The sequence below is a fragment of the Paraburkholderia sp. BL27I4N3 genome (assembly GCF_003386115.1).
GTDB lineage: Bacteria > Pseudomonadota > Gammaproteobacteria > Burkholderiales > Burkholderiaceae > Paraburkholderia.
In genome coordinates, this window is the sequence record NZ_QREJ01000001.1 from 2,816,827 (window position 1) to 2,834,693 (window position 17,867).

Below are 17,867 nucleotides of genomic sequence, written 5' to 3' on the forward strand. Positions count from 1 at the left end.
GGGGCTGCCCCGGGGCTGCCCGGGTTTGCCCGGGTCCGCCCCATCAACCGCGGTTTTCTCAGTGAATGGAATCCAGGCAGTCGATGCGTTATTCGGTTGAAATAAAAAAATTCCTCTACAGCCAGTACTTTTATGGCGGCCTGCGCATCGCAGTCGGCGTGTCGTTACCGGCGGTTCTGTGTCTGATCGTATTTCACGATCGCGAGCTCGGCTTCACGATCGCGACCGGCGCGCTCGGCGCGTGCGTGGTGGATATGCCGGGGCCGCTCAAGTACAAGCACAACGAGATGCTGGCGTGCACGGTGATCGGCTTCCTGTCCGCGCTTGCCACCGGGCTCGCCACGGTGAACGCGGTGGCGCTGTGGTGCACGGTCGTGCCGCTCACCTTCCTGCTGTCCCTGATCGTCGTGTACGGCAACCGCTGGCCTCAGATCAGCTTTGCCACGCTGTTCATGATGATCATGACGCTGGAAGAGCACTTCACGCCCATGCAGGCGCTCGTCAACGCTTCGTGGATTCTGGTGGGCGGCCTCTGGTACACCTACTGGTCGACCTTCGTGAGCCGCTGGATGATGCATCGCATCGAACAGCAGGCGCTGGCCGAAAGCGTGTTCGCGTGCGCCGACTATCTGCTGGCGCGCGCCGAGTTCTACGACCTCGATAACGATCTCGACGAGTGCTATCGCAACCTCGTCGACAAGCAGATCACCGCGGTGGAGCGCCAGGACGCCGCGCGCGACATCGTGCTGCGCAATCTGCCCAGATTCAAGAGCGGCAAGCTCGAACCACGCCGCGCCATGCTGTTCAATCTGTTCATCAACACGGTCGATCTTCACGAGCTGTTCGTCGGCGCCCATACCGATTACCCGTTGGTGCGCACCACCTTCGGCGGCTCGGATCTGCTGGTGTTTTACCGCGATCTGATTCGCAAGGCGGCTGCCGATCTGGAAGAGATCGGCCTCGCGGTGCTGCAGAACCAGGCGCCGCGTGGGCGCGTGAACGTGAAGGCGGAATTGCGCGCCATCGAGTTCGAAATCGAGCTGATGCGCAAGCAGGATCTGCCGGCAAAAAACCACGAGGCTTATTCGGCGATCTCGTCGACTTTCCGGCGCGTCTGGAGCGCCACGCGTCTGATCGACAAGATGCGCAAAAGTCTCTCCAGCGAGCCCAGCACGAGCGAGACCGAACTGCGGCTCGATCAGGCGCTCACGCGTTTCGTATCCAGCCGGCGCGTGCCGTTCGGGCAGATCTTCTCGAATCTGACCATGGCCTCGCCGAGCTTCCGTCATGCGCTGCGCGTGACGATTGCCGTCGCCGTGGGCTTCTGGCTCGGGCGGCTGCTGCCGCTCACCAACGCCTACTGGATCGTGATGACCACCGTCATCATTCTGAAGCCCGGCTATTCGCTGACCAAACAGCGCAACGGACAGCGGATTGTCGGCACGCTGATCGGCTGCGCGGCGAGTATCGCGCTAATGATTTTCGTCAAGGAACCGCACATCCTGCTGGTCGTGATGTTCGCGTCGATGGTGATGAGCTACAGCCTGCTGCTGTTCAATTACACGGCGAGCGTGGTGTTCACCTCGTCATATGTGCTGCTCATGTTCCATCTGCTCGCGCCGGGCAGCATGCGCATCATCGGCGAGCGCGCGATCGACACCGTGGTGGGCTGCGCGATCGCGATCGCGGCGAGCCATCTGTTCCCGTACTGGGAATATCGCTTGATGGGCAAGCTGGTCAACAACATGATCAACGCGACGCGGCAGTATCTGGAAGCGAGCTGGTGGTGGAGCGGCAAGCCGGCCGCCGCGGTGGTCGCTACCGTGACCGAAGCCGGGGCGCGTGCGCCGGCGGCGGCGATGGCCGATCCGGCGATCGACTTCGGCAAGCCGGTGTTGGCAGCGGCCGGTGGTGGGGCACGCGGCGGCAGCAGCGTTGCAAACGGTCACGCCAGCGCTGGTGCGGGCGGCAGCGCGAACGCTGGCGCAAACGGTGTCGCTAACGGTGTCGCTAATGCGGCGGCGACAGCGTCCATTGGCGCAACGGCAAAACCAATCGCCGACGCCAGCGCCAGTGCGGGCACGACCACGGTCAGCATCCCGACCGCGAAGCCCGTCTCCGGCGCCTCCGCTGCCGCTGCTGCGGCGGCGACTGCGCTCGATCGCGACTACCGCTACCGGCTCGCCCGCAAGAACGTTCACGTAGCGTTCGCCAATCTGGGCCAGGCATTTCAGCGCATGATGCTCGAACCGAAGTCCGCGCAGAAGTTCGTGCCGGAGTTGAACGGCCTGCTGGTGCGCAGCCACGTGCTCGCCTCGCAGATCACCGCGGCCGCGCCACTGCTGCGCACTTCGGCGCAACAGCAGGTCGACGGCGTCTCGCTGCAGCCGCTGCAGCGCGCGCTGAGCGTCGTGCGCGACAATCTCACCGAGGCTGAAACCGGCACCGCGCCGGCCGCCGATCAAAGCGAGCAGATCAAACTGCTGGGCCGCGAACTCGATGCGATGGTGGTCGAAACGGAGAAGTCACCGGACTATTCGGCGGATGCCGTGCATGACATGAAATTGCTTGCGCATCAGTGCAAGCAAATGCTGTCGGCGGCGGCGCAGATTCGCAAGGATGCGAGCGTGATTCGTCTGCCGGACGAGTGAAAAATGGCGTCGACGTGCGCGTCGCCCTATTGAGCAACGCCGCTTGCCGGCTTGGCGGCAGTCGCCGCTGCGGCCGCACCCGATGAAATCGACGGCGCCTCCGCATTCTGGCGGTCGAAGTCGTGCTTTTCCTTGATGGCGTTATAGAAGAGCGTGGCGATCACCAGCAACACCGCGACCACGATGAACGCAGCAATGCCAAAGGTCGGGTTCTTCTTGCGCGGCGGTTTGTTCATGAGGCGGGCTCGGTTCGCGAAGCAGTCGCGGATGGTGTCTGGGAAGGCGGCATTCTACGCCCACTGAGCTTGCACACAGCTTGCAGCGGACGGGCTCAATGGCATGACATGTGAGCTTGCCGGAAAGCCTCGACTGCCGCCACGCGCTCGTACGATTCGCTGCCTGAAAAGCAGCAAACGACGCACCCGCTGCCCCACCTACCTCACCATGGCCGGTCTCACCGGCAACGCCGTCGAATACTTGATCTGCTCCATCGCAAAACTCGAACTCACGTCGTATAGCGGCACTGCGGCGATCAGTTGCTTGTACACACGGTCATAGTCGTCTATATCGGACACCACGACGCGCAGCAGGTAATCGGTTTCGCCGCTCATCCGGTACACCTCCACCACCTCCGGAATCTCCTGCACCGCATGCGTGAAGGTTCGCGCCCACTCCTCCGTGTGCTGATTGGTGCGCACCGCGACGAACACCGTCGTGCCCACGCCGAGTTTGCGCGCGTCGCACAGCGCGACCTGCGCGCGGATCACGCCCGCCTCTTTCAGACGCTGCAGCCGCTTCCAGCACGGCGTTTGCGACAGATTCACGCGTTGCGCCAGTTCGGCGATCGGCATGGTCGCGTCCGCTTGCAGCAACTCCAGCAGTTTCCGGTCGATGATATCCATTCCCGTCATGACATCCCCATAGGAAATTATTCTACTTTTCAGATTCCAGAGGGAATTATATGGAAACTCTTTCTCCAGGCAAACCGGTATAAATATCCCTATCCGAAAACAACCGATGAGCAGCCCAGCCGCTGCCTGATCATCATGAGTCAAGACCTTCGCTCCGCATCCCTCGAATGCCTCCAAGCCCAACGCTTGCTACCCGTCAACGCGGCTCAGGCGGCCTCGTGCGAGCAGGTGGACATGTTGTTGCGCGCCGTGCGCAACGCGCCGCTCGCGCGCCTCTGCGACACCCTGGATGCGATATTCGACGCCTGCGCCCATTTCCCCGAACCTTCAGATTCGACCTTTTTCGCGCGCGGCATGCGCATCGCGCTCGCCGAGGCGGCGGCGAACCCGGAATTGCTCACGGCGGCACAACGCGAAGGCGCGGTCGAGAAATACCGGCGTCATCTGCTGGCTGCCGATCCGCACGGCCGTTACGCGATCGCCGCGCTGGTGTGGCTGCCGCAACAGGCGAGCCCCGTGCATGCGCATCACACGTGGTGCGGCTACGCCGTGGTGGACGGCACGCTGAGCGAAACAGTATTCGAATGGAACGGCGCGCAGCATTGCGCGAGCGCCACGCGCACACAAGCGCGCAAAGCGGGCGCGGTGTCGTTCGTGCGCGGTGGCCGCGGCGGGATTCATCAGCTGGGTAATCGCAGCGAAGCGCCGGCCGTTTCGCTGCATATTTACGGCGTCGCGGGCGCGCAGATCGCGACACACGTCAATGACATCGTGCGTACGGCGGATGTGTCGGCGCTAGCCTGAAACGGCACGCGGCACGGGCGCCCCCGACCCTTGTGATACGCAAAACGGGCACGCATGCCGTGCCTGCTGAAACTCACGTACAGCTTGAGCCGCGCGGCCTCGTCGCAAGCCGGACATCCAGAAGTAGCGTGTGACCTCGGTACGCTCGCATGGACACGACGCGGGCACGAAAGACCAACTTCGCGCTCCCGGCAGCTATCAACTCTTCCCACCCGCCTCGCCTGCCGTCGGAATCTGTGGCGGAATCGGCGCGGTTTGCCCGGTCGGCGGCGGCGCCGGCCGCGGTTCGTGCGACACATCGCGTGCGACAGCAAGCGGCGCATGCACCGCGCGCGCCGCCGACGCCGCTCCGACCTGCTCATGCGCATGCGCAGCGATTCCCGACACTTCGTCGTCCTGCAAAGGCTGCCCTTCGCTATCTTTCGACGACGTGTACACACGCATCTGCGGCACCGGAATCTCGATGCCCGCTTCGTCCATCTTGCGCTTCAGACGCAGATTGAAGGCGCGCGCCACGCTCCACTGCTGCAACGGCCGCGTCTTGATCTGCCCTTTCACGACCATCCAGTTCGGATCGAATCGGTCCAGCCCCCACACCTCGATCGGCCCCAGCATCTCGCGCCGGTAGCGGAAGTCGGCCATCAGATCCGCGCCGACTTCGCGAATCAGCTGCGTGATCTGATCGACGTCGGTGGTGAACGACATGCGCACTTCGAACACGGCATACGCGAAGTCGCGCGAGAGGTTCTTGACGATCTTGATCTGCGAGAACGGGATCGCGTGAATGGCGCCCTGACCGTCCCGCAACCGCACGGTACGGATCGACAGGTGCTCGACCGTGCCCGCATGGCCGCCGTCCACGTCGATCCAGTCGCCCACCGAAATCGTATCCTCGATGATGATGAACAGCCCCGTGATCAGGTCGGTCACGAGCGACTGTGCGCCGAAGCCGATCGCGAGGCCGATCACGCCGGCGCCCGCCAGCAGCGGCGTGACATTGATGCCGAGATTCGCCGCCGTCACGATGCCGGCGATCGTCATGATCGAGACCAGCAGCACGTTGCGCACCAGCGGCAGCATCGTGCGGGCGCGCATGCTCGGCGCACGCGCCTTGTTGCGCGGCCCGGCGGGATTGAGCGCTTCCGTGATCGCCGTGTCGACCAGAATCCACAACAGCCAGGCAATGAACACGGTGGCGACGATCGCCGTCACCGCATGCGCGATCCCGCGCGCGGCAACGTTTTCCTCCACCACCGCGGCGAGCGACACGCCCCACAAACGCGCGGCGAGCTCGAAGAAGAACAGCCAGATGAAGAGCGTCAGCAGCGTGCCGAAGAAGCGCAGCAAGCGTGTCAGATAGGGCGAGCGGCGACGCGCGCGCGCACTGCGCGGGCGCGTCAGACGCAGCACGATGGCCGACAGGAAAAACGCCAGCACCAGCAGGGCCGCGGTCACCACCGAAATCTGCAGCACGTTCTCGCTGGAGCCCGACCCGCCGAGCGTCGCCACCACCGAAGCGGTGGCCAGCACCAGCACGGGCACGTGCCAGAGCGCGGCGAGCACCTCGAAGGCATCGGTCGCGGCCTTGTGATTGGTGCGCTGCTCGTAAGGCCGGTTGCGGATCAGATGCGCGACCGGCCGGCGAAACGCGAGCGCGAAATAGCCGGTCAGCACAGCGGCCGTCATGTTGGCCGCCGTCGAAATCAAGGCGGCGAGGTTCGAGCCGAGTTGATGCGCGACGTCGTAATTGACGGCGGCGTCGCCTAGCGCGCCGCACACGCCGACCACGAACAGCACGCGCCGCGCATGATCGATCAGCAGGCGCACGGCGATCCGCCGGTGCCCCGAGCCGAACAGCGAAAACATGATCAGACAGATCGCCGAAAACACCGCGCCCGCGACGATCGCATACGCGACCACCATGCCGAGCGTACGGCCGAGCGCGTCGGGCATGGCGCGCACGAACAGCAGCGCGGCCACGAAGGCGATGATCCAGGGGCCGACGCGGCGCAGCGCGAAGATCAGCAGTTCGCGCGTGGTGGGATTCGGCTGCAATCCCATGACAATGCCGAAGCGCCGGTACAGGCGATGCTGCACATAGATCAGCGCGCCGGCGCAGGCGCCCCAGCCGGCCAGCATTGCCGCCATCGAAAACAGAATCCGGCCGAAGCTCTCGTGCCCCTGCCCGGAGACGATCGTGTAGAGCTCATTGCCCGCCGCGTTGAAGCGGCCGCCCCAATAGCGGACCGGCGTACGGCCTTGATGCACGTCCGATTCGAACGACGCGATGCCCGACGCGATCGCGCCGAGCAGGCCGGCGCTCGGCTGCGCAGGCGCGGGCGGCGCGACGTTTTGCGAGACGTCGCGCAATTTTTTGAGCTGGGCGACGAGCGCGGTGCGCTGGCGGTCGTTGTCGAGCGTGGAGATTACGCTGTCGAGCGAGCGCGCCAATTCCGCCTGGCTGGCCGGCGACGGCGCGGACGCCTCCTCCGCGGCCGATGCGCCTGAAGCGGAGGACGCGGGGGTCGCCGAGACCGTCGCGCTGTTGATCAGGCTCTGCAAGGCCGGGATGACGGGCGTGCCGGTGGCCGCGCCCGCGGCAAACGCGTTCGCGGGCAACCAGCCGACGGCACTCAGGATCAGCGCGACAAAAACTGCGGCCGCCCATGCGCTGAACCGTGCGGCGAGTGGCGGGCGCGCGCCACGGCGGGCCTCCCATGCGCTACGGTCAGAAGAAAAATGAAAGGCGGCGTGGGTCGCCGGCTGCCCGCCGTTGGACGGCGCAGCCTCGAACTCACGCCGCGACGGGCATGACTGCATGGCAATCCGTAAGAAAACGGGAGACGCCAGTGTATCCGCACTTTTATCGGGAGCGACCGAACTTGCGTAACCGAATGTTAGGACGCTTGCGCGGCCTCAACCGTTGTGAGGACCGCGCGCGAGTCCTGACGTCGCGTCGGCGTTGGCAGTTCCCGCGCGCGGCCCGTTCAGCCTCGTTTCCGGCTCAATAAGCGACCGTTGCGACCTGACGGATGAAACGGCCCTGCTCCAGTTCATCGACGAAAGCAACGGCGTAGTCTTCCACGGAAATGCGGCTGTTGCCCTCGGCGTCGGCCAGCAACGTGTTCGCGCCAGTGCGGAATTTGCCCGTGCGCTCGCCCGGCGCGATGATCGCAGCTGGAGCAAAGAAGGTCCAGTCGAGGTCGGTCGCGCTGCGGTAGTCGTCGAGCACCTTCCGATGCTCGAGCGCGATGGCCTTGTAGGCGTCAGGAAAGCCTTCCGAATCGACCAGTTGCTTGCCCGGCGCCACTTCGAGCGAACCCGCGCCGCCCACCACGACGAGGCGCTTCAGGCCCGCCGCGCGCACGCCTTCGATAAGCGCGCGAGTCGCTTTGCCGAGCGCCGCGAGATCGTCTTGCGGCGGCGCATAGGCGCTCGCCACCACGTCGTGGCCGCGCACCGCCGCGCCGACGCTCGCGGCATCGAGCAGATCCGCTTGCGCTGCTTTCAGATTTGCCACGTTGGTCGGCACGCGCGCCGGATTGCGCGCCAGGGCCGTCACCTGATGTCCGCGGCGGGCCGCTTCGGCGGCGATCCGCGAACCAATCATGCCGGTGGCGCCGAACAATGCGATCTTCAACTGTTTGCTCATTTTCACTGCTCCTATCGTTAGCATATATGTAACTGTATCGATTACATATAACGCGGAAAAAAGAGGGGCTTGAGCCCCCGTTCGTTGAGAGGCGCATGTTGCGATTGACCGCCACGCGCCCTTCCGTACTGCTTTTTTGCTACGTCACCCGTGCGAGCGCTTCTTGCGTTCGCGCTGCTTTTCGGCACGCACCACGTCGGCTGTGGCGTCGGCCAGCGTGCGCGCGCCGAGCGAGGCTTCCATGGCTTGCTGCGCTTCGTCGATAATGCCGCGCAGTACGCCCTGGATGTTGCGCCCGACCATGCACGCCGGATTCGGCTCCTCGCGATGCAACGCGAACAATTGCGCGTCGTCTACCGCACGATACACGTCGAGCAGCGTGATCTGCTCAGGCGCCCGGGCCAGCAGCGCGCCGCCGCCCGCGCCGAGCTGCGAGGTGGTGAGGCCCGCTTCCGCCAGCATGCTCAGAAGCCGCCGGATCAGCGCGGGATTCGTATTCACGCTCCCCGCGATCATGTCCGACGACAACGGCGCGCCCTCCTGCAACGACAGCAGCGCGAGCACATGCACCGCGAATGCAAACCGGCTACTCGTGTTCACAACAAACCCGCCCGGCGACGACAATGTGTAACCATAGTAATTACATTTAATCCGACTGTCAAACGATATGGCGATCCAGCCGGCATGTCACTTGTCCATCTGCTTTTGCGCATCGCCCGAATCGCCCGATGACGACGAAGCCGCCGCATTCGTCGACGACGCCGAGCTTTGCGCCGACCATTCCTGGAGCTTGCGCCCCGCCGATTCGAGCCCCTGCCCGGTCAGCGAGGCCGCCTTGCCGAGTTGCGCATTGGTGGCGCTCGCCGCGCTTTGCAGGTTCGCTTGCGCCGTCGAAGCCAACGCGTTGGGGTCGATCTTGATCGTGGGCGCCGAGGCCGAGTCGAGGTTCTGCTGCGCGGCGGACTTGGTCGCGTCGACCTGCTGGCCGACGTAGCTGGCCGCCTGATCGAGCTTCTGGCCGGCGACCTGGGCCGCGTCGTTGAGCTTGCCGGCAACCTGGCCGGCGGACGCGTCGTTCTTCTGACAGGCAGCGAGGCCGCCGAACACGACGGCAACGAACGCGGCACGGCGCAGCAAGGTTGAACGGATGGATAAAATCATGATTGTGTGTGAGCCGCGTCGAGCGGCTTCCGCATGCGAAAACGCGCCAATGATACGCCGTTGCGCTGCACGCGCGCCTTAACGAGCGCCTGCAAGGCGGTTCGCTCGAAGCAGCGCCGCGCGCCAGGCCTTCCGCCGGCGCGGAGTTCCGCGGCCCGGACGCACGCGTCCGGTCGCGTCCATCGCATGATCCGTCGCGGTTCTGTCAAACGTAGTGGAGTAGACTGCCTGAGCTTATGTGCGTCGACGAGTGAGCGTCACAGCTCGTTCGCTGTGTTCCGTTGATCAATTGGAGGCATACGATGGCGGCAAAGAAGATTCTGTTTCTAACCGGCGACTTCGCCGAGGATTACGAAACGATGGTGCCGTTCCAGGCGCTGCAGGCAGTCGGCCATGTAGTCGACGCGGTCTGCCCGAACAAGAAGGCGGGCGACCGGATCAAGACCGCGATTCACGATTTCGAAGGCGATCAGACCTACACTGAAAAGCCCGGCCATCAATTCACACTCAACGCCACCTTCGACGATGCCGACCCGCGCCAATACGACGCGCTCGCGATCGCCGGCGGCCGCGCGCCCGAGTATCTGCGGCTCAATCACAAGGTGATCGAGCTCGTGCGGCAATTCGCTGAAGCCGGCAAGCCGATCGCGGCCGTTTGCCACGCCGCGCAACTGCTGGCCGCCGCCGACGTGATCCGCGGCAAACGCATTTCCGCCTACCCGGCCTGCGCGCCCGAAGTAAAGCTGGCGGGCGGTGAATACGCCGACATTCCCGTCGACGCCGCGATCACCGACGCCAATTTCGTCACCGCACCGGCGTGGCCCGCGCATCCCGAATGGCTGCGCCAATTCCTCGTGCTGCTCGGCACGCGCATCGAACTCTGATCTGTCTGCCTGATTCATCGGCGCGCGCGTTGTCCTTGCGACAACGCGCGCACGCCAAAACTTCCCGTAATTGAGACTCGTCCGATAGTTCGTAACGCAAGGCTTTTCTATAGTCGCCGGCTGACTTGGGAGAGCTTTTTCAATGGAACTGACCGACTGGATCGTCATTCTCGCCGTCGTGTTGATGGCAATTGCGTTTTTTTACGGACGCACGCCGGCCAACTGGTCGCGCGAAAACCGCGCGCGCCGTCTGGCGGGCACGCGCATGCTGGTTCAGGCCGCGTGTTCGGTATGGGCTGCGCTGTTGCTCGCCGCGCGCGGCCTCTTTGCCCTGGACGGGTTGCCGGGTCTGCATCCGGCGCCGCTGGAAGCCCTGACAGGCGTTACGATCCTGATAGCGTGCGGCTGCTACTGGTCGATTCGCGGTAGAAAAATGCTCAAGCCACGCCGTCTCTTTACCGCGTAACGGCTACGGCGTGCTGATGCCGGGCCGCGCGTCCGCCGCGTGTGCGGCGGCGCCATCACTTCCACTCCTTCGATCGCGATCTTCCACGCCCGGACGGGCCTCGCGAATAGCTTGAGCACTCGTCACCACCGGTGGCGCCGACGTGCCGACCGCCTGCTGCGCGATCCGCGCCTCGGCTTCAGGCAGCGACAGATAGAACGTCGTGCCCACGCCTTCTTTCGACTCCGCCCACACACGTCCGCCGTGCCGCTCCACCACGCGGCGCACGAGCGCGAGGCCGATGCCCTCGCCCGCCGCCACATTGCCATGCAAGCGCTGAAACGCGTTGAATAGCCGCGGCAAGGCGACCGCCGGAATCCCCAGGCCGTTGTCCCGCACGTAAAAGATCCGCAGCGAGTGCACACCCGGCGGCGCGGGCGTCGTACCGATCTCGATCCGGCCTTCCCGCGAAGGGTCGAGATAATTCACCGCGTTGCCGATCAGATTCGCGAACACCTGTTCCAGCGCAGTGGGATCGCCCCACACGGCGGGCAGTTCGCCCACGCTGACCGGAGCGCGGCGCGCGCGGATCGAGGCTTGCATCGCGTCGATGACGCGCGGCACGATATCGCGCACCTCGACCTTCTGCTGCCGATACTCGACCCGGCCGACGCGCGACAGCCGCAACAACGCGTCGATGATGTGCGAAGCGCGCAGCACCGCCGTCTGCAGATAGTGCAACGCTTCGCCGATGTCCTCGTCGACCACCCGCTCGATGCGCTGCCGCGTCTCGGCCGCGAGCGACGACTCGCGCACGGCGGCGCGCAGTTCGTCGCACGAACGAATCAACTCCTTCGAGAAGCCTTGCAGATTCACCAGCGGCGCACGCAGGTCGTGCGACACGCTGTAGATGAACATTTCGTTTTCCTGGGTCTGCTGACGCAAGGTCTCGTTGATCCGCGCCAGTTCGCCAGTGCGGCGCGCAAGATCGGCCCGGAAGCGCGCCTCTATGCGCTCGGCTTCGAGCAGGCGCCGGCTGGTCTCGTGCAAGGTCAGATCGAGGCGCGCGATCTCGTCGCGGCCGGGGCCGATCGGCGCCAGCGGTTCATTGCCCGCGAGGCGCCCGGCGTTGTCGGCGAGGACCGCAAGCCGGCCGCGCACGCCGCGCGTGAACAACCAGACGGCCAGCGCGACGAACAGCAGGGAGCCCAACACGGCCGCGACCACCAGGGTCTGCTGCCACTCGCGGGCGGCGTCGGCGGCATTCGAACGCAATGTGTCGAGACGCCGCTCTTCCGTCTGGAACGCCGCGATTTGCTGACGAAAGCGGTCGAGCACATCGGACGGCGCAAGGTCGCGGAAGCGCGCGAGCACGTCGCGCCGCCGGCCCGAATGCAGCAGGTCCTGGATGCGATCCGACCATTGCCGGTAAGCCTGCACCGACTGGCGCACCTGAACCACGCGCTCGACTTGCGCCGGATTGTCGGCGACCAGTTCGGCCAATTGATCGATACGCCGGTCGACGTCCATCCACACCGACACGGGCGTGGAAAAGCGGGCGTCGTTGGCAAGCACCGCTCCGCGCAGCGCAACCGACTCGCCCAGTACCGGTTCGAGAATCGCGGTGGTCTGGCGCAGCACGTCCTGGCTATGGATAGCCCAGCGCTCCGCCTGTGTCGCATCCGCTTGCGCCTTGACCAGTCCGGACAATAGCGACAACTCGAAGAGGGCCGGAATCGCGATCAGCAACAGGCCTTTAGTGGTCAGTCTCATGCGTGCGCATTGGGGGTCGGTAGCCCGACAGATCATGCTCGGGGACGGGACATTATGTCGGCGTTGTGCGGGAAAACAAAGCGCGCCCGCCATCGGCCAGGCCTGCGCGGCCAGCGCGCACCACAGTCGTACGCAAAACGTCAGCGTTCTGAACTAAACGTAAACAAAATCGAATAATTCGCCCCGATTTGGTTCGCATCTTTCGCGGCGGAGAGCATATGCACATAAATTGTGCGTTTTTGTGTGAGTCGAGGTGCAACCACGACGGTGTGCGTGTTGCTCAGAATGCACGCGCAATCCCTTCACCGGTGCCGATGTGCACCTTCTCGACGCGGCTCGCGCATAAATTTGGCCCACTTCTTGCATTCACTGCCCGCTTTTTTGGCATACGCGGGACATATCGATGGAAAGTCTGAAAACCGGCACCGACACGCTCTTTCTTTTGCTCGGTGCCGCGATGGTGCTCGCCATGCACGCGGGGTTCGCGTTTCTCGAACTTGGGACGGTGCGCAAAAAGAATCAGGTCAACGCGTTGGTCAAGATTCTGGTGGACTTTTCGGTCTCGACAGTCGCGTATTTCTTCATCGGCTACACCATCGCGTACGGCGTACAGTTCTTCGGCAGCGCCGAGTCGCTGGCCGCGCACAACGGCTATGCACTGGTGCGCTTCTTCTTCCTGCTGACATTCGCCGCCGCGATTCCGGCGATCGTGTCCGGCGGCATCGCCGAACGTTCGAAGTTCAACCCGCAACTCTTCGCGACGTTCGTGCTGGTCGGCTTCATCTATCCATTCTTCGAAGGGATGGCGTGGAACAACCGCTTCGGCGTCCAGGACTGGCTCGCCCACCTGTTCGGTGTGCCGTTCCACGACTTCGCCGGCTCGGTCGTCGTGCATGCGTTCGGCGGCTGGGTCGCGTTGCCGGCCGTGCTGCTGCTCGGCGCCCGTCACGGCCGCTATCATCGCGACGGTGGGATCGCCGCGCATCCGCCTTCGAATATTCCGTTCCTCGCACTCGGCGCCTGGGTGCTGGCGGTCGGCTGGTTCGGCTTTAACGTGATGAGCGCGCAGACCATCGACAAAATCAGCGGCCTCGTCGCCGTCAATTCGCTGATGGCGATGGTCGGCGGCACGCTCACCGCGTGGCTCGCGGGCCGCAACGACCCCGGCTTCACGTACAACGGGCCGCTCGCCGGACTGGTGGCGGTCTGTGCGGGCTCCGACGTGATGCATCCGCTCGGCGCGCTGGTGACAGGCGGCATCGCCGGGGTGCTGTTCGTTTATATGTTCACCTGCGTGCAGAACCGCTGGCGCATCGACGACGTGCTCGGGGTGTGGCCGTTGCACGGCTTGTGCGGCGCGTGGGGCGGCATCGCCGCAGGCATTTTCGGCCTGCGCGCGCTCGGCGGCCTGGGCGGCGTTTCGTTCGGCGCGCAACTGGTGGGCACGCTCGGCGGAATCGTGGTCGCGACGCTCGGCGGCACGCTCGTGTACGGCGCGATCCGGTTGACGGTGGGGCTAAGGCTCGATCAGGAAGACGAATACAACGGCGCCGATCTGTCGATCCATAAGATTTCCGCGACCTCGGAGTGAAATGCGACCGGGAGCGCCGGTCGGCGCTTTCGTCTCGCGTACGCGTCGCGCCGGTGGCTTTTCAGCTCCGGCGCACGGATCGCGCCGGAGCCGAATCAGCGGCATTCCTTCGGGCCGTACTCGGCAGCAACCCGTTTGCGAACGCCCCGACCTGTCCCCGCATGCGCGCGCCGCTGTTAGACTTCCGCGCTGGAGATGGCATTCTCCCTTAACCGCCCTCGTGGCTGATGATGCCTGCTTCGTCCGGATGAACGCGGAGTCGGCGTCGTGCTCCTCGCTCTGCCCGGTTTGTCGACACTCCGGTTTTGCCAGGCCTCCTCTCATGTATTGGTCCATACTCGCTGTCGGCATCGGCGGCGCGCTCGGTTCGTTATTCCGCTGGTTTCTGGGCATTCGCCTGAACGGCGTCTTCAGCGACTTGCCGCTCGGCACTTTCGCCGCCAACGTCATTGCCGGATATGTGATCGGCCTCGCGGTCGCAGGCTTCGCGCGGGCGCCGCAGATCGCGCCCGAATGGCGGCTCTTCGTCATCACCGGCTTGATGGGCGGTCTGTCGACTTTCTCGACTTTTTCAGCGGAAGTGGTGCAGCGCCTGCAAGACGGCCGGCTCGGCTGGGCGGCGGGCGAGATCGTGATTCACGTGGCCGCGTCGCTTCTGATGACCATGCTTGGCGTTGCGACGGTGTCGCTGCTGTCTCGCTGAAGTCGCACTCTTCTCGATTCGCTCATCCGCACGTCTTCGACGCTCGCCAGTCCGGCGGCGTGCAGGTCCGCGCCACGCCGCGTCCGATTGAACAGCTTGACGCCCAGCGCCTTTTCCCTGCGCGTGAGCGCCTGACTCAGCGCGGGTTGCGCGATGTTCAACCGGTCAGCGACGCGCGCACGGCCGAATCCGAAGACCCGGCCGCTATTGGCACCGTACTGCGAGTGGGCTGGCGACAAATCGACGCTCATAGCGACGCCGGTTTCGGTCCATCAAAATTTGAGTGGAAGCGCTCCTTGCCGACGGTTGAGACCGTCTGCGAGCTTGCGCCTTGAGCTCTTTAGCGAACCCTCGATTTTCCACCACTCTTCGCCCGGCGCCTGAAGAGCACAGCGAATCCAAGCGCGACAAGCAAGGCCACTATCAGACCGGCGCTCATGCCCGTCGTGCCGCGCCTTTCATCCGGACTGGAAGCAGCGGAAGCGGCAGCAGGCGAAGAGCTCGGCGTTTCAACCGGCTTCGGGAGCGCCACACCGGCGGCACTTCCCTGGCGCACGAGAGAGGCCTCCGACGTCGGGGACGCCTGAGATGCGACCGCAGGAACGGTATCCCCAATCGGACCAACAGGAGCACTTTCAGTGGATGAAGCCATGGCCGGAGCCTGTGCGGCGTTAGAACTCGCTTCGGCCGATCTGGCCAGCGCCTTCCACCTGGCGAATACCGTATCAATGCAATGAACGTCGCTGCATGCGTTGCGCGATTGCCGCCACTGAGCGACCTGTTCGCGCGAAAGCTTGCCGCTGCTCAACAGAGCCTGTTGTTGCGCGGAGATATCGTCGTATTCGTTGTTCAGGATGGCGTGGTCGCATATGACGCGTTCAGCCGGTTGTCGCGTGGTTGCACATTGAATATCGCTTGCCCATGCTCCGGTTGGACCCAAAGCCGCCATTGACAGCAGCATTGGCAGAAATCGCTTTAAATGCACCGGCCCTCCTCGAATGTCGTTGCCTTGTTAAAAGTGCGGTCGCTCGCGAGCGAAATTCCCTATGCCTGCGGCAGGGTCACGAGACCGTTCACAGTGCCGCCGCATGAGGCGGCACTCGAAGCAGCTTACCGAATCTGGCTCGCAGTCGCTGATTTCATGTCAGGGTTAAAAGAGACCTCGCCTGTTCGAGGAGAGCTTGCGACGCGGCGAACTCATTGCGCCCTGCCATCGTCAGCGCCGCTTTGCCTGTGCGAACGAACAGATCGTCGTCAGATGTTACGACGGCACTCGCCTCGGGACCGGGACGGTCGTACCGGCGAAAGAATTCGAGCATTTGCGACGCATCCAATCGCGAATCCTTAGGACCCGCCCTGGCTAGAATCTCGGCGGCTGCTGCTAGCTGTCGAGTGGCCTGGAGGAATTCAGTACGGTCCATGAAACATGCCCCATGAGTCACCGTGGTCGATTGGTCACCGTGGTCGATTGTTCGAAGAGTTTAGCGCAAGACTTTCCAACGCTGCCGACAACGGCGGCCAGACGACGCGACTGAGTTCTAACGTACATCACCTCTGAACTGACGATTGCCGCCCTGTCCAGGGCATGCGGTTCGCGTAAGTGTTGGCCTCGACGGCGGCGGACAAGCTGAAATGTTCGCCTAAACCCAACATCGGATCACGCCTTCGCCCGGCTAAATCGGCATCAACAAGGCTTGCAGCCCCGACTCGAATGGCTCTGCGGAAACGACCTCTCCGTCGGCACGATCGTTGCAAATATGGCTGCCTCAACGGAGGTTGCCATCATGTGCGTCTTGCAGGGTTTCGTTAATGCCATTCCGCTGCGTGCGTCTTCACTTGTCGCCGCCGCTGCCATCTCTGTCGTGGTGGTCTGCGGCGCCGGCACCGCAGCATTTGTCGGGTTGCTGCCCGAGTCGGATGACGTGGCGGTCGCAGTGACGGCGACGCCGTTAATCGACATGCAAGTCGACGCTTATGTGAAGCGTGTCGCAAGTGCGTATTGAACCGCCAGCCGTAAAGCAAGCGCGAACGCCGCAGCCTTGCGCTGCTCGTTTACGTGTGAGCTACCGCGACGCCGATCCCAATCAGCTATCAGGAGCGCAGTACGCCTTTCAAGCGCCCCAGTTCAGCGGGTCTCGTGTATGACCGGTACAACTCGCCAACCGTGCCGAATGCCAGGGCCGGTTTGAGAGTGGCACCGGGAAGTGCGTGAGTAATCCAATCAAAGGCATTCATTTCACGTTGAGCGGCATGCACCGCCGCGGTAAGCACAGTGAGGGCTCGTTCTGCGGAGTGCCCACCCAGGTCGACGAAGCAGCTCTCAAATGGATGCTTCGTTATGCTCTCGACGTGTAACGCTGACTTTCGAACGTCCAAATCAACCTCCTTCGTGGATTGCCCATCCTGTATAGCAACCGAATATGACAATACATCGCGTTGTCCCGCCAACGATTCGACTCGACTCGCGCGAGCATGACGGTCGCGCTGCGGCGCGGTAACCGCCCAGGACAATTGGCACGCAGCAACGCAGTGTGAACAGGCGCACACCCTTTTTCGAATCCAGTCGCGAGTATTCCTCGTATATGCAATCAGATCCGCGCGATGACGCGTGGCGCCTCTGGAGGTATACACCATGAAATACGGGACTATGTTCGTCGCTATCGCGCTGTTGCGCCGTCTGCCGATGCCGAAGTAACAGGACAGGCAATCGACCTCAGGCGTTCGAATTCGGCGTAGCGCTGTCATTTTCGGTGCTGGGCCACGACTCACCTGCATGCCTCGCATCGGGACGCAGCCAATGTCTGCCCTGATGCGGGGGGAAGCTGCTTGCGAATCGCCGCTGCGCAACCGGTCAGCTTTTAGCGGCATACGAGACTTTGGCGCGGCTGACGCACGCGTCTGCATCAAAGGAGAAACACCATGGAAAAGTTGGCGGCGAAACTTCTGTTCGCGCGTGTCGCTGTCGTGTCGCTTTGCGCGTGCGCCGCGACGCTTGCGCAGGCTGGCGGGAATGGCAATGGCGGGTCTGGCGGCGGCGGTGCTCACGGTGCCGCGACCGCAGGCATGACGTACCACAGCGAGCCCGTCTCGAGCCCCTGGAACCGGGTTCCTGGCGACCTGAGCAAGAGCGCGGACACGGCGCATCAGGACATGCCCGGCATGACTCCCAACTACAACACTGTGCCGGATAAAACAGTGCAATGAATGCCTGAAAGCTTGCCGGCGCGAGACGGTTCATCGTCTGCGCGCCCGGCAAAATGTTCGCAATGACGCGCTGCCTCAGGTGGGAATG

At 63.8% G+C, this 17,867-nt stretch carries 18 protein-coding genes and 1 riboswitch; of the genes, 8 read left to right on the forward strand and 10 right to left on the reverse strand.

From position 1 onward, the window contains the following. The first annotated feature begins 83 nt into the window (after nucleotides 1–83). Complete coding sequence (locus B0G71_RS12900; protein WP_116142258.1) at nucleotides 84–2,651, forward strand: FUSC family membrane protein; 2,568 nt, start codon at nucleotides 84–86, stop codon at nucleotides 2,649–2,651. Between the two features lie 26 nt (nucleotides 2,652–2,677). Here B0G71_RS12900 and B0G71_RS12905 read toward each other — a convergent pair whose 3' ends face one another. Together B0G71_RS12905 and B0G71_RS12910 are read right to left on the reverse strand one after the other, a co-directional pair. Further along, the gene (locus B0G71_RS12905) at nucleotides 2,678–2,887 is read right to left on the reverse strand and encodes a hypothetical protein (protein WP_116116650.1); all 210 of its coding nucleotides are present in this window, start codon (nucleotides 2,885–2,887) and stop codon (nucleotides 2,678–2,680) included. Nucleotides 2,888–3,085: 198 nt separating this feature from the next. Beyond that, nucleotides 3,086–3,553, reverse strand: coding sequence for an Lrp/AsnC family transcriptional regulator (locus tag B0G71_RS12910; protein ID WP_181196667.1), 468 nt, complete (start codon nucleotides 3,551–3,553; stop codon nucleotides 3,086–3,088). Nucleotides 3,554–3,796: 243 nt separating this feature from the next. Between B0G71_RS12910 and B0G71_RS12915 the strand changes: the two genes are divergently transcribed. After that, entirely contained in the window at nucleotides 3,797–4,366 is a 570-nt protein-coding gene (locus B0G71_RS12915) for a cysteine dioxygenase family protein (RefSeq protein WP_116142260.1), read from the forward strand. Nucleotides 4,367–4,564: 198 nt separating this feature from the next. On the opposite strand, the gene B0G71_RS12920 is transcribed toward B0G71_RS12915, so the two are convergent. From B0G71_RS12920 to B0G71_RS12935, 4 genes are all read right to left on the reverse strand, one after another. Further along, nucleotides 4,565–7,186 (reverse strand): mechanosensitive ion channel family protein, encoded by a 2,622-nt coding sequence (locus tag B0G71_RS12920; protein ID WP_116142262.1) that lies wholly within the window; start codon nucleotides 7,184–7,186, stop codon nucleotides 4,565–4,567. A gap of 184 nt (nucleotides 7,187–7,370) precedes the next feature. Beyond that, entirely contained in the window at nucleotides 7,371–8,018 is a 648-nt protein-coding gene (locus tag B0G71_RS12925) for an NAD(P)-dependent oxidoreductase (RefSeq protein ID WP_116142264.1), read from the reverse strand. 144 nt (nucleotides 8,019–8,162) lie between these two features. Beyond that, nucleotides 8,163–8,618, reverse strand: a complete 456-nt coding sequence (locus B0G71_RS12930) for an Rrf2 family transcriptional regulator (protein WP_116142266.1) — start codon at nucleotides 8,616–8,618, stop codon at nucleotides 8,163–8,165. An 87-nt stretch (nucleotides 8,619–8,705) separates the two neighbouring features. Next, nucleotides 8,706–9,179, reverse strand: coding sequence for a hypothetical protein (locus B0G71_RS12935; RefSeq protein WP_116142269.1), 474 nt, complete (start codon nucleotides 9,177–9,179; stop codon nucleotides 8,706–8,708). 302 nt (nucleotides 9,180–9,481) lie between these two features. Between B0G71_RS12935 and B0G71_RS12945 the strand changes: the two genes are divergently transcribed. Together B0G71_RS12945 and B0G71_RS12950 are read left to right on the forward strand one after the other, a co-directional pair. Next, the gene (locus B0G71_RS12945) at nucleotides 9,482–10,063 is read left to right on the forward strand and encodes a DJ-1/PfpI family protein (protein WP_106284545.1); all 582 of its coding nucleotides are present in this window, start codon (nucleotides 9,482–9,484) and stop codon (nucleotides 10,061–10,063) included. A 142-nt stretch (nucleotides 10,064–10,205) separates the two neighbouring features. After that, nucleotides 10,206–10,529, forward strand: a complete 324-nt coding sequence (locus B0G71_RS12950) for a hypothetical protein (protein WP_116142273.1) — start codon at nucleotides 10,206–10,208, stop codon at nucleotides 10,527–10,529. Nucleotides 10,530–10,532: 3 nt separating this feature from the next. Here the strand turns inward: B0G71_RS12950 and B0G71_RS12955 are convergent, their stop codons facing one another. After that, on the reverse strand, nucleotides 10,533–12,281 hold the full coding sequence (locus B0G71_RS12955; protein ID WP_116142275.1) for an ATP-binding protein: 1,749 nt from the start codon (nucleotides 12,279–12,281) through the stop codon (nucleotides 10,533–10,535). Nucleotides 12,282–12,684: 403 nt separating this feature from the next. Between B0G71_RS12955 and B0G71_RS12960 the strand changes: the two genes are divergently transcribed. Then, the gene (locus B0G71_RS12960) at nucleotides 12,685–13,872 is read left to right on the forward strand and encodes an ammonium transporter (protein WP_116142277.1); all 1,188 of its coding nucleotides are present in this window, start codon (nucleotides 12,685–12,687) and stop codon (nucleotides 13,870–13,872) included. Between the two features lie 182 nt (nucleotides 13,873–14,054). After that, a riboswitch (Fluoride riboswitch) is annotated at nucleotides 14,055–14,116 on the forward strand. Between the two features lie 78 nt (nucleotides 14,117–14,194). Next, the gene (crcB, locus tag B0G71_RS12965) at nucleotides 14,195–14,575 is read left to right on the forward strand and encodes a fluoride efflux transporter CrcB (RefSeq protein WP_116116634.1); all 381 of its coding nucleotides are present in this window, start codon (nucleotides 14,195–14,197) and stop codon (nucleotides 14,573–14,575) included. Here the strand turns inward: crcB and B0G71_RS12970 are convergent. From B0G71_RS12970 to B0G71_RS12980, 3 genes are all read right to left on the reverse strand, one after another. Beyond that, nucleotides 14,509–14,826, reverse strand: coding sequence for a LysR family transcriptional regulator (locus B0G71_RS12970; protein WP_116142280.1), 318 nt, complete (start codon nucleotides 14,824–14,826; stop codon nucleotides 14,509–14,511). The genes crcB and B0G71_RS12970 overlap by 67 nt on opposite strands. An 89-nt stretch (nucleotides 14,827–14,915) precedes the next feature. Beyond that, nucleotides 14,916–15,560 (reverse strand): hypothetical protein, encoded by a 645-nt coding sequence (locus tag B0G71_RS12975; protein WP_116142282.1) that lies wholly within the window; start codon nucleotides 15,558–15,560, stop codon nucleotides 14,916–14,918. A 154-nt stretch (nucleotides 15,561–15,714) separates the two neighbouring features. Further along, nucleotides 15,715–15,996 (reverse strand): hypothetical protein, encoded by a 282-nt coding sequence (locus B0G71_RS12980; RefSeq protein WP_116142285.1) that lies wholly within the window; start codon nucleotides 15,994–15,996, stop codon nucleotides 15,715–15,717. Nucleotides 15,997–16,359: 363 nt separating this feature from the next. On the opposite strand from B0G71_RS12980, the gene B0G71_RS12985 reads away from it, so the two are divergent. Both B0G71_RS12985 and B0G71_RS12995 read left to right on the forward strand, forming a co-directional pair. Then, the gene (locus B0G71_RS12985; protein WP_116148568.1) at nucleotides 16,360–16,578 is read left to right on the forward strand and encodes a hypothetical protein; all 219 of its coding nucleotides are present in this window, start codon (nucleotides 16,360–16,362) and stop codon (nucleotides 16,576–16,578) included. A 916-nt stretch (nucleotides 16,579–17,494) separates the two neighbouring features. Next, the gene (locus B0G71_RS12995; RefSeq protein WP_116142287.1) at nucleotides 17,495–17,779 is read left to right on the forward strand and encodes a hypothetical protein; all 285 of its coding nucleotides are present in this window, start codon (nucleotides 17,495–17,497) and stop codon (nucleotides 17,777–17,779) included. The last annotated feature ends 88 nt before the right edge of the window (nucleotides 17,780–17,867 follow it).